8 protein-coding genes are annotated in these 11,217 nt (G+C 73.6%); 5 read left to right on the top strand and 3 right to left on the bottom strand.

Annotation, left to right across the window (positions count from 1 at the left end; all coding sequences use genetic code 11):
• Positions 1–185 precede the first annotated feature (185 nt).
• From ACFWNV_RS12555 to moeZ, 5 genes are all read left to right on the top strand, one after another.
• Positions 186–1,910, top strand: coding sequence for a DUF3492 domain-containing protein (locus ACFWNV_RS12555; RefSeq protein WP_383944834.1), 1,725 nt, complete (start codon positions 186–188; stop codon positions 1,908–1,910).
• Complete coding sequence (locus tag ACFWNV_RS12550) at positions 1,907–2,818, top strand: hypothetical protein (protein WP_383944705.1); 912 nt, start codon at positions 1,907–1,909, stop codon at positions 2,816–2,818. The genes ACFWNV_RS12555 and ACFWNV_RS12550 overlap by 4 nt, the downstream gene beginning before the upstream one ends.
• Before the next feature lie 108 nt (positions 2,819–2,926).
• On the top strand, positions 2,927–3,943 hold the full coding sequence (locus ACFWNV_RS12545) for an NAD-dependent epimerase/dehydratase (protein WP_383944702.1): 1,017 nt from the start codon (positions 2,927–2,929) through the stop codon (positions 3,941–3,943).
• Positions 3,931–4,683, top strand: coding sequence for a spherulation-specific family 4 protein (locus tag ACFWNV_RS12540; protein WP_383944700.1), 753 nt, complete (start codon positions 3,931–3,933; stop codon positions 4,681–4,683). Before ACFWNV_RS12545 ends, ACFWNV_RS12540 begins: the two co-directional genes overlap by 13 nt.
• 84 nt (positions 4,684–4,767) lie before the next feature.
• The gene (gene moeZ, locus ACFWNV_RS12535; protein ID WP_383944697.1) at positions 4,768–5,946 is read left to right on the top strand and encodes an adenylyltransferase/sulfurtransferase MoeZ; all 1,179 of its coding nucleotides are present in this window, start codon (positions 4,768–4,770) and stop codon (positions 5,944–5,946) included.
• A gap of 96 nt (positions 5,947–6,042) precedes the next feature.
• Here the strand turns inward: moeZ and ACFWNV_RS12530 are convergent, their stop codons facing one another.
• The 3 genes from ACFWNV_RS12530 to ACFWNV_RS12520 form a co-directional block, all read right to left on the bottom strand.
• Positions 6,043–7,620 carry an alpha/beta hydrolase gene (locus ACFWNV_RS12530; protein WP_383944695.1) on the bottom strand — a complete coding sequence of 526 codons (1,578 nt, stop codon included), beginning with the start codon at positions 7,618–7,620 and terminating at the stop codon, positions 6,043–6,045.
• A gap of 81 nt (positions 7,621–7,701) precedes the next feature.
• Positions 7,702–10,230, bottom strand: coding sequence for an ABC transporter permease (locus tag ACFWNV_RS12525; RefSeq protein WP_383944692.1), 2,529 nt, complete (start codon positions 10,228–10,230; stop codon positions 7,702–7,704).
• Positions 10,231–10,302: 72 nt separating this feature from the next.
• The gene (locus tag ACFWNV_RS12520) at positions 10,303–11,082 is read right to left on the bottom strand and encodes an ABC transporter ATP-binding protein (protein WP_383944689.1); all 780 of its coding nucleotides are present in this window, start codon (positions 11,080–11,082) and stop codon (positions 10,303–10,305) included.
• Positions 11,083–11,217: the final 135 nt, after the last annotated feature.

Here is an 11,217-nt window from a genome sequence, read left to right as displayed (position 1 = left end):
GCGCCCCACCTTGTTGTTGGGGTCCGAGCACCCATAGCTCATGCTATTGTTACACAACTCCCCCCGCCCGGGGGCCGCCCCCCAAACCCGTGGGCCCCGCCTTCGGCATATCCGCTTGAGTTCGTATCCGGCGGGTCGCCGGACCTACGGAGACCGCCTGAAACGGGAGATCGGGGGTGCCACTCGTGCGGATCGGACTGCTCACGGAAGGTGGTTATCCGTATGCGACGGGGGAAGCGAGGCTGTGGTGCGACCGGCTCGTGCGCGGGCTTCCCCAGCACGAGTTCGAGCTCTACGCCCTGAGCCGCAGCGCCGAGCAGGAGGAGCGCGGCCACGTGCCGCTGCCCACCCAGGTCACCCGGGTGCGGACCGCCCCGCTGTGGGCGCCGGCCGATGACGGGCGCAGCTACCGGCGCCGCGAGCGGCGCCGCTTCGCCGCCGCCTTCACGGAACTGGTCCGCGGGATCTGCGGAGCCGACCCCGCCCGGTTCGCCGACGGGCTGTACGGGCTGGCCGGGCTCGCCTCCGAACAGGGCGGGCTGTACGCGGCACTGCGCTCCGAGACGGCCGTACGGGCGGTGGAGTCCGCCTGCCGCGCCCCGGAGGCGAGCAGGGAAGTACAGCGGGCGCAGGTCGCGGACCTGCTGGAGTTCGTGGACGAACTGGAGCGGATGCTGCGGCCGTTGTCCCTGGACTGGTACGAGGACCTGCGCGAGGTCGACGTCTGCCACGCCGCCGCCGGCGGGGTGGCGGCGATCCCCGGGCTCCTGGCCAAACGCTTCTTCGGAGTGCCGCTCCTGGTCACCGAGTACGGGGTCCAGCTCCGGGCGCACTACCTGGAGACCGCCGCCCGGGACGAGCGGCCGGCCGTACGGGCCCTGCTCGCGGCCTTCCACACCCGGCTGGCCGGCGAGATCTACGCCCAGGCCGACCTGCTCACCCCCGGCAACGCGCACGCCCGGCGCTGGCAGGAACGCTGCGGAGCCTCCCGCGAGCGGCTGCGCACGGTCTACCCCGGGATGGAGGCGGACCGATTCGCCGCGGTGGGCGAGGACGCCGCCTGCGGGGACCCGCACACGCTCGTCTGGGTCGGCCGGGTGGAGCCCGCCAAGGACCTGATTGCCCTGCTGCACGCCTTCGCCGAGGTGCGCAAGGCCGAACCGCGCGCCCGGCTGCGGATCTTCGCGACCGCGGTGGGCAGCGCCGGATCCGGCGGTACGGGATCCGCCGGTACGGGATCCGGGAGCGCGGGATCCGGAAGCGCGGCCGGAGCGGGGAACCACGCGGTCGGGCACGGCTACCTCGCCGACTGCCGCTCGCTCGCCGCGCAGCTCTTCCCCGACGAGGCCGCCGACGCCCACGCGGTCGGCGAGAACCCGGTCACCTTCGAGGAGATCGGCGGACCCGACGTGCCGTCCCCGGCCCACGCGTACGGCTCCGGGCGGGTGGTGGTGCTCTCCTCCGTCATCGAGGGCTTCCCCATCACCCTGGCCGAGGCGATGTTCTGCGGCCGGGCCACCGTGTCCACCGACGTCGGAGCCGTCGTCGAGGTGATCGGCGGAACCGGGCTCGTGGTGCCGCCGCGCAATCCGCGCGCGCTCGCCGAGGCCTGCATCACGCTGCTGCAGGACCCCGAGCGGGCCCAGCGCCTCGGCTCGGCCGCCCGGGCGCGGGCCCTCGAACTCTTCACCGTCGAGCAGAACGTCGCCGCCTTCCAGGAGTCCTACCTGCGCCTCCTGGCCCACGGCCCGGCCCGCCCCGACGGCACCGGGGTGCCCTTCGAGCAGCCGCCCGAGGCCCGCGTCCCGGGCCACTGGGCCACCCCCACCTGGGCCACCCCCCACCCCGTCCCCGCCGCCCCGCCCGCCGCGCGGGCCGCGCACGCCGCCGGTTCGGAGGCCTCCGCATGACCGTGCCGCTGGACGAAGCCGCCCCCTCCCTGGACCCGCCCACGCCCCGCAGGGCCCGCTCCGCCGGGGACCCCGTCAAGGCGCTGCTCCACCGCCACCGGGAGCTCTGCGAGCACGCCGTGGACCCGCTGGAAATCGCCGCCGGGCTGGAGGCGCACGGCATCACCGACCGCACCGCCGCCCGGTTCCGCCACCGGGACGTCTTCTCCCTCGCGGAGGAGCTCTACGCCCGGACCCCCCGCGACGGAGCCCGGCCCGCCGCGCCGGCCGGGCTCCCGGGCCACGCCAAGGCGGTACGGGGCTTCGGCTACGCGCTGCTGCCCGGCGCCCTCGCCCTCGGCGCCGCCGCGGCCGGCGTGCCCTGGGCCGGAGCCCTGGCGGTGCTCGTCACCGTCGCCGCCCTCGGACGGCCCGGCCGGGCCGCCGGGGGACGGTTCCCCGCCGCCGTGTACCTGCTGGCCGCCGCCGCCCTCGGCTGGGCCGTCCACCGCCACGGGATCCCGCTCGGGGTCGCCCTGGCCGTGGCCGTCGCCCCCGGACACCTGGCCGGCTCCGTCTTCGCCGCCCGCGCCCGGCGCAGGCTCGCCGGGAGCCGGGCCCTGGAGGACTTCGCCGACGGGGTGAGACCGCTGCTCCTCGGGACGCTCGCGCTGTACGCCGCGGCCGCCGCGGGGGCGGCCGCGCTGACCGGGACCGCCCAGGCGGTGGCCGTACCGCTCGCGGTGCTGCTCCTGCTGACCCGGCTGCTGCTCGGCCACGGAGCCCCGCGCGGAGCCCTCGCTTCGGCCCTGGCCCTGGTGCTCGCCCTGCTCCCGGTCCCGGCGGCGCCGTTCGCCGCCGCCGCGGGAGTCCTCGTACCCGCCGTCCTCGCACTGTCGCGGGCCTCCGCGCACGCGCAGCGGCCCTGAACCCTTCGGAAGCACACGCCGAAGCGCCGTACCCCCCACCCCGATCCACCCACCCAGCAAGGAGAAACAGGACATGACCGGCCAGCCAACCAACCAAGGGGCCGCGCGATGAGGGTGTTGCTGATCGGAGCCAACGGATACCTCGGGCGTTACGTCGCGGACCGGCTGCTCGCCGACCCCGCGGTCCAGCTCACCGCGCTCGGCCGCGGGGACGACGCCGACGTCCGCTTCGACCTCGCCACCGGCAGCCCCGGTGCGCTCACCCGGTTCCTCGACGCCGTCCACCCGGGCGTCGTCATCAACTGCGCGGGAGCCACCCGGGGCGGCGCCCGCGAGCTGACCCGGCACAACACCGTCGCCGTCGCCACCATCTGCGAATCGCTGCGCCGCAGCGGCTGCGGAGCCCGGCTCGTCCAGCTCGGCTGCGCCGCCGAGTACGGGCCCAGCCAGCCCGGGTCCTCCACGGCCGAGGACGCCGTGCCCAGACCTGGAGGGCCGTACGGAGTCAGCAAACTGGCCGCCACCGAGCTGGTGCTCGGCTCCGGACTGGACGCCGTCGTCCTGCGGGTCTTCTCGCCCGTCGGCCCCGGCACGCCCGCAGGATCCCCCCTCGGCCGGCTCGCCGAGGCCATGCGGCGCGCCATGCAGTCCGGGGACGGCGAGCTCAAGCTCAGCGGGCTCGGCGTCCAGCGCGACTTCGTCGACGTACGGGACGTGGCGCGGGCGGTGCACGCCGCCTCGCTGTCGGCGGCCCAGGGCGTCGTCAACATCGGCACCGGCCGGGCGGTCCGGCTGCGCGACGCGGCCGCCGTGCTGGCACGGGTCGCCGGGTACGGGGGCTCGCTGCACGAGGTCGACGTACCGCAGCACGCCCAGCACCCGCAGGCGCACGGGCACCCCGGCCGGCCCGCCGGGCTCGCCGCCATCGGCTCCCCGCGCTCCGAGGCCACGGCCGAGCAGCTCGCCGCCGCGACGGCCCAGCCCCCGTACCCCTACCCGGACGGCTGCGGAGCCTGGCAGCAGGCGGACGTCCGTACCGCCCGCGACCGGCTCGGCTGGCGGCCGCGGATCAACCTGGAGGAGTCCCTCGCGGACATCTGGATGGAGGCGGCGTGCCGCATCTGACCACCCCGTCGGCCGCCGGCCTGGCGGCCACCGAGGCGGGAAGGCTCGGCTTAGGGGTGCCCGGGTACGCGCACCCGCTGCTGGCCCCGGTGGAATGGGCCGAGCTGACCCGGCCCGGCACCCCGCTGCACTGGGCCGTCCTGAACGTCACGGACGGCCCGGGCGGCCGGCCCGACCCGCACTGCACGGAGGCCGCCGCGAAGCTCCGTAGCGCGGGCGGCGCGGTCCTCGGCCATCTCGCCATGCGAGACGGGGAGCGGTCGTTCGGGGAGCTCGTCTCGGACGCCCACCGCTTCCGCGACTGGTACGGAACCGACGGCTTCTACCTCGCGGACGCCCCGGCCGGGAAGACGGAACTGGCCTCCGTGCGCCGGGTCGCGGACACCCTGCGGGGGCTCGGCGACGGCCTGCGGATCGTCCTCGGACACGGCACCCACCCCTACGAGGGATACACGGAGACCGCCGACCAGCTGGTCACCTTCTCCGGAACCTGGGCCGACTACCGGTGGTCGCAGGTGGCGGAGTGGACGGCGGACCATCCGCCCGAGACGTTCTGCCACCTCGTGCACGGAGTGCCGCGCACGCACCTGGAGGAGGCGCTCCGGATCGCCCGCTGGCAGGGCGCGGGAACCATCTGGTTCACCGACCGGCGCGGGGCCGGGGACCGGGATCCCTGGGCGTCGATGCCCGGGTACTGGGACGAAATCGTCTCGCGGATCGGGACGGGTGTCTTGGAATGAAGAGGGCCGTGGCAGTGTTACGGGAGAACAACCATCAGTTTGCTCCCTGCACCTGCGGGGATGCTCCCCATCTACGGAGTGCCCGTGTCGCTGCCACCGCTGGTAGAGCCAGCTGCTGAGCTCACCGTTGACGAAGTCCGTCGGTACTCGCGGCACCTGATCATCCCGGACGTCGGGATGGACGGTCAGAAGCGCCTGAAGAACGCCAAGGTGCTCGCCGTGGGCGCCGGCGGTCTCGGCTCGCCCGCCCTCATGTACCTGGCCGCGGCCGGCGTCGGCACGCTGGGCATCGTGGAGTTCGACGAGGTCGACGAGTCGAACCTGCAGCGCCAGATCATCCACAGCCAGGCGGACATCGGCCGTTCCAAGGCCGCGTCGGCCCGCGACAGCGTGCTGGGCATCAACCCGTACGTCAACGTGGTCCTTCACGAAGAGCGGCTCGAAGCCGAGAACGTGATGGAGATCTTCAGCCAGTACGACCTCATCGTCGACGGCACGGACAACTTCGCCACGCGCTACCTCGTCAACGACGCCTGCGTGCTGCTGAACAAGCCGTACGTGTGGGGCTCGATCTACCGCTTCGACGGCCAGGCCTCGGTCTTCTGGTCCGAGCACGGCCCGTGCTACCGCTGCCTCTACCCGGAGCCGCCCCCGCCGGGCATGGTCCCGAGCTGCGCCGAGGGCGGCGTGCTGGGCGTGCTCTGCGCGTCCATCGGGTCCATCCAGGTCACCGAGGCCATCAAGGTCCTCACCGGCGTCGGCGAGTCGCTGGTCGGCCGTCTGATGATCTACGACGCCCTGGAGATGCAGTACCGCCAGGTCAAGGTCCGCAAGGACCCCGACTGCGCGGTCTGCGGTCCGAACGCGACCGTCACCGAGCTCATCGACTACGAGGCCTTCTGCGGCGTCGTGTCGGAGGAGGCCCAGGAGGCCGCGCTCGGCTCGACGATCACTCCCAAGCAGCTCAAGGAGTGGATCGACAACGACGAGCCGATCGAGATCATCGACGTCCGCGAGATCAACGAGTACGAGATCGTCTCGATTCCCGGTGCGAAGCTGATCCCCAAGGGCGAGTTCCTCATGGGCACCGCCCTCGCGGACCTGCCGCAGGACAAGCGCATCGTCTTGCACTGCAAGACGGGTGTCCGCAGTGCGGAAGTCCTCGCGGTCCTGAAGTCCGCGGGCTTCGCGGACGCGGTCCACGTCGGCGGCGGAGTCATCGGCTGGGTCCACCAGATCGAGCCCGAGAAGCCGGTCTACTAGCAGTCGTTCCACCGGCAGCCGGTCCGCCGGCAGCCACCCGGAGGGGCCGTACTTCGCTCGCGCGAGGTACGGCCCCTCCGGCGTGTCCGGACGTGCCTACACGGGCGAGGACGGAGGCGGGGAGGCCGGCGCCGTGCAGACCGTGCCCGCGGCGGGCACCTTCCCGTCGAGCAGGTAGGTGTTGACGGCCTGCTGTACGCAGGGGTCGCCGCTGTTGTAGGCGCCGTGCCCCTCGCCCTTGAAGGTGAGTTCCACGCCCACGCCGGGGCCCAGCCGCTCCACCATCTTGCGGGCGCCCTCGTACGGGGTCGCCGGGTCACCGGTGTTGCCGATCACCAGGATCGGCGCCGAGCCGGGGGCGGAGACGTCCGGGGTGTTCCAGGCGCCGGCGACGGGCCAGTCGGTGCAGCTCATCATGGCCCAGCCGAGGAAGTCCCCGAAGACCGGCGAGGCGGCGCGGAACTCCGGCAGCTTCGCCTTGGTCTGCGCCAGCGTGTAGCGGTCCTTGGAGTCGGCGCAGCTGATCGCGGTGTTGGCCGACCCGATGTTGCTGTAAGTGCCCTTCGGGTCCCGGCCGTTGAGGGCGTCCGACATGGCGAGCAGCAGTTGCCCCTGGCCGCCCTCGGCCTCGTCGAGGCCCTGTTCCAGCAGCGGCCAGGCCTCCTTGGAGTACAGGGCGAAGGCGATCCCGTTGGTGGCGGCGTCGTCCGTGAGGAGCCGGTCCCCGGAGCCCGGGATGGGCTTGGCCGCCAGCTGCTTCTGGAGCTTGATGATGTTCGCCTCGATCTCCTTGGCGGTGCTGCCCTGGAGCTGGCAGGAGTCGCCGCGGTTCACGCAGTCCTGGGCGAAGTTGCCGAGCGCGAGCTGGAAGCCCTTGGCCTGGCCGAGGGCGCCCTCCTCGGAGTTCTTGGTCGGGTCGACCACGGCGTCGAAGACGGCCCGGCCGACGTTCTTGGGGAAGAGGTGGGCGTAGACCCCGCCGAGCTCGGTTCCGTAGGAGATGCCGAAGTAGTTCAGCTTCTCGTCGCCGAGGGCCTGGCGGAGCCGGTCCAGGTCCCGGGCCGCGTTCTCGGTGCCCACGTGGGGCAGCACCTTGCCGGACCTCTTCTCGCAGGCCTCCTTGTACTGCTTGGAGGTGGCGAGGAACTGCTTCTCCTCCTCCGGCGTCGAGGGGCTGGAGTCGGTGCCGTAGTACGCGTCCAGCCCCTTGTCGTCCTCGCACAGCACGGGCGCGCTGCGTCCCACCCCGCGCGGGTCGAAGCTGACCAGGTCGTAGCGCTCGCGCAGGGCGCCGTAGTCCTTCGCCGCCCCGGGCAGGGTGCTGATGCCGGAGCCGCCGGGGCCGCCGAAGTTGAAGACGAGCGAGCCGATCCGCTTGTTCTTGTCCCGGGCCTTCGCCCGGATCAGGGCCAGCGGGATCGTCTCCCCCTCCGGCTCGGCGTAGTCGAGGGGCACGTCGAGGACGGCGCACTGCCAGTCCTTGCCGGGGACCTGCCCGACGCCCTCGGCGGGGGTGGGGGCCTCGCACTCGCCCCACTCGGGTTTCTTGACGCCCTGCGCGGCGCCGTCCTTGCCCCTCTTCTCCTTGCCCCCGCCGTCGGAACAGGCACTGGTGGCGAGCAGTGCGGCGGTGGCGGCGGCGGCAGCGGCGACCCGCAGGGCGTGTGTCGGCATGTCTTCATCCTGGGCGCGCCGCGCGCGCCCCGCCCCCGCGCTGACCCATCCGGGTCACGGGGGAGCGGGGCGCGCGAGCGGTCACTGGGCGGCTGTGGCGGCGGGGATGTCCACACCGGCGGCCCGGCGGGCCGGCCAGAGGGAGGCGAGCAGGGCGCCGGCCAGGGCGAGCAGCACCCCGAGGGCCAGCTGTCCCCAGGGGATGACCAGGGCGTATCCGGCGACGCTCTCCTGCAGGGTGTTGCCGAGGGCCCAGCCCGTGAAGACCCCCATGACCGTGCCGACGGTCGCGCCGAGGGCGCCGACGAGCAGGGCCTCGATGCGGATCATCCGGGTCACTCCGGCACGGTCCAGGCCGAGGGCGCGGAGCGTGCCGATCTCCTTGCGGCGTTCGAGCACGGACATCGCGAGGGTGTTGGCGATGCCCAGGGCGGCGATCACCAGGGCCATGCTGAGCATCGCGTAGAAGATGTCGAGCTGGTCGCCGATGCCGCTGGTGTCCTCGGCCCGGATGGCGTCCTTGTCGAGGACGGACAGGGCGGGGTTGTCGCCGAGCGCCTTGACGAGGCTCGCGAGCTGGGCCCGGCCGGGTCCGCCCGCGGTGGCCACGACGATCGCGTCGGTGTACGGGGTGGGGTCGAAGCGGGCGACCAGGGAGTCGGGTGCGGTGATGCTGGGCAGCACCTTGCTCTGCTCGTCCGCGTGGTAGATCGCGCCGATGGTGAGCTCGCCCCGCTGGTCCAGCCGCTTCACGGGGAGGCTCTGGCCTACCTTCCAGCCGTTGGCCCGGGCCTTGTAGTCGGCGACGGCGACCTTGCCCCGGCCGAGGCTGTCGAGGGAGCCCGCGGTCACCTCGTAGCGCAGGAGGCGGCCGATGGCGGCGGGGTCGACGCCGGTCAGGACGGAGCGGATGCCGCCGATCTCGTACTCGGTGGACTGGTTGAGGGGGCTGAAGGTGGCGCCGGACAGGTTCTTGAGGGGCTCGGCGGTGGCGGGGGTCAGCCGCTGGCCGCCCGAGGGGGCCTGCACCAGGTAGTCGCCGGTGATGTCCCGGGTGGTCGCGCCGTCGAGGTACTGGGTGGCGGAGGCGCCGAGGACCGACAGGCCCGAGGCGAGCGCGAGGGCGATGGCGAGCGCCGCGGCGGTGGCGCCGGTACGACGGGGGTCGCGCACGGTGTTGCGGGCGGCGAGGTCGCCGTGCACCGGGCTGAAGCGGAGCAGCAGCGGGCGGAGCAGGGCGGTGAACGGCTGGGACAGGAGGGGGATGAGGGCGATCGCGCCGGTCAGGGTGAGGGCCGCGCCGAGGCCGATGACGGCCCGGGCGTCGCCGTCGTCGGCGAGGGCTCCGTACAGGGTCGTGGCCGAGCCGGTGAGCAGCAGGGCGGCGCCGATCCCGGTGCGCAGGGAGCCGGCCCGCGCGGGGGCGGCGGGCTCGGCGGCGCCGAGCGCGGCGACGGGCGGGATGGCCATGGCCCGGCGGACCGGCACCCAGGCGGCGATCACGGGCAGCGCGGTGCCGACCAGCAGCGCGATGATCACCGTGGAGGGGAGCAGGGTCAGCGGGGCGTCCGGGCTGTCGGCGGCGGAGAAGAGGGCCTGGAGCAGGGCGGCGACCCCGGTGCCGGCCAGGATGCCGGCCACGGAGGCGATCAGTCCGACGAGGACGGACTCGGTGAGCAGGATCCGGCGGACCTGCTTGCGGGTGGCGCCGACGGCCCGCATCAGGGCCAGTTCCCGGGTGCGGCGGGAGACCAGCATGGTGAAGGTGTTGGAGATCAGGAAGGTGGCCACGAACAGGGCGACCGCGGCGAAGCCCACCATGATCTGGCTCATGGTGTCGCTGCCGCTGGAGGCGAGGTTGGCCTGGAGCCGGGCGAGCTGGGCGCCGGTGACGGCGGTGGAGTCCTTGGGGATCACCGCTTCGACCCGGTCGAGGAGCTGCGTCGCCGGGGTGCCGGGGGCGGCCGTGATCTCGATGTCCGTGTAGTGGCCGGGCTGGAGGAACAGCTGCTGGGCGGTGGCGTCGGCGAAGAGCACCAGGCTGCCGCCGGGGGAGAGCTTGGAGGCGTCGGTGCGGAAGACGCCGCTGAGCCGGTAGGACTCGGCGCCGGTGCTCGTACCGACGCGCACCGTGTCACCGATGCGGTAGCCGCCCTTGGCGGCGGAGGCCTCGTCGAGGGCGACGGCCTCGTCGCCGACCGGGCCGGAGCCCTCCGTGAACGCGTAGGCCGGGTCCGTTCCGTCCTTGGCCGGGGCGAAGTTGCCGCCCTTGCGGAACTCGGCGCTGCCCAGCAGCCGGCCCTCGCGGTCGGCGACGGCGGCGAAGCCGTTGACCCGGCCCGCGGCGGCGGCGACGCCGGGGACCTCGGCCAGCGCGGCCGCGGTGCGGGCGTCGAGGGTGGCGGGCGGTCCGCCGGGCACGCTGTTGGGCGAGACGCTGAGGGAGATGCGGTCGTAGCCGGCGCTCGCCCGGTCGGTGTTGGCCTGCTTCTGGCTGTCGCCGTAGACGAGGCTGCCGGTGACGAAGGTGACGCCGAGCATGACCGCGAACACGGTCATCAGCAGGCGGGCCTTGTGCGCGAGCACGTTGCGCAGGGCGGTACGGAACATGGGATGCGGATCCTGGGAGGCGGGCCCGGGGGAGCGGGCGGGCGGCTGGTGCGGTGCGGGAGCGTGGCGGGGTCAGCTCGTGTGGAAGCGGGCGTCGAACGCCTTCATCCGGTCCAGGACCCGCTCCGCGGTGGGCTGCTGCATCTCGTCGACCAGGCGTCCGTCGGCGAGGAAGACCACGCGGTCGGCGTAGGCGGCGGCGACCGGGTCGTGGGTGACCATGACCACGGTCTGGCCCAGCTCCCGCACCGAGTCGCGCAGGAAGCCCAGGACCTCGGCCCCGGCACGGGAGTCGAGGTTTCCGGTGGGCTCGTCGCCGAAGATGATCGCGGGGCGCGAGACCAGGGCCCGGGCCACCGCCACGCGCTGCTGCTGCCCGCCGGAGAGCTGCCCGGGACGGTGCCCGAGCCGGTCGGACAGCCCGGTCATCGACACCACGTGGTCCAGCCACTGCCGGTCGGGCTGCCGGCCGGCGATGGTCAGCGGCAGCGTGATGTTCTCCAGCGCGGTCAGCGTCGGCATCAGGTTGAACGCCTGGAAGATGAAGCCGATCCGGTCGCGGCGCAGCCGGGTCAGCTGCTCGTCGTTCAGCGAGCCCAGCTCGGTGGTGCCGATGCGGACGGAGCCCGAGGTGAAGGAGTCGAGCCCGGCGGCGCAGTGCATCAGGGTGGACTTGCCGCAGCCGGAGGGACCCATGATCGCGGTGAACTCCCCCTCGCGGAAGGCGATGTCGACCCCGTCCAGGGCGACGACCCGGGTGTCACCGCTGCCGTAGACCTTCGAGAGGCCGGTGGCGGCGGCCGCGATGCCGGTCGGCGCGTGGTGCGGGTGTGGGGCAAGGGGGGCGGTCACGGGGACTCCTCTTCGGGCGCGGGAAGCTGCACTTCGAAGGGTGTCCGGGGGAGGTATCGGGGCCCGGGCCGCGGAGTATCGGCGTCCGCTCCGGTGTGTATCGATCTTGTAGCCGACGAGCCGACGAGCCGACGA

The sequence above is a fragment of the Streptomyces sp. NPDC058401 genome (assembly GCF_042722885.1).
Lineage (GTDB): Bacteria > Actinomycetota > Actinomycetes > Streptomycetales > Streptomycetaceae > Streptomyces.
The sequence above is the reverse complement of the archived record's forward strand: the minus strand, read 5'-3'. Positions and strand labels throughout refer to the sequence as shown.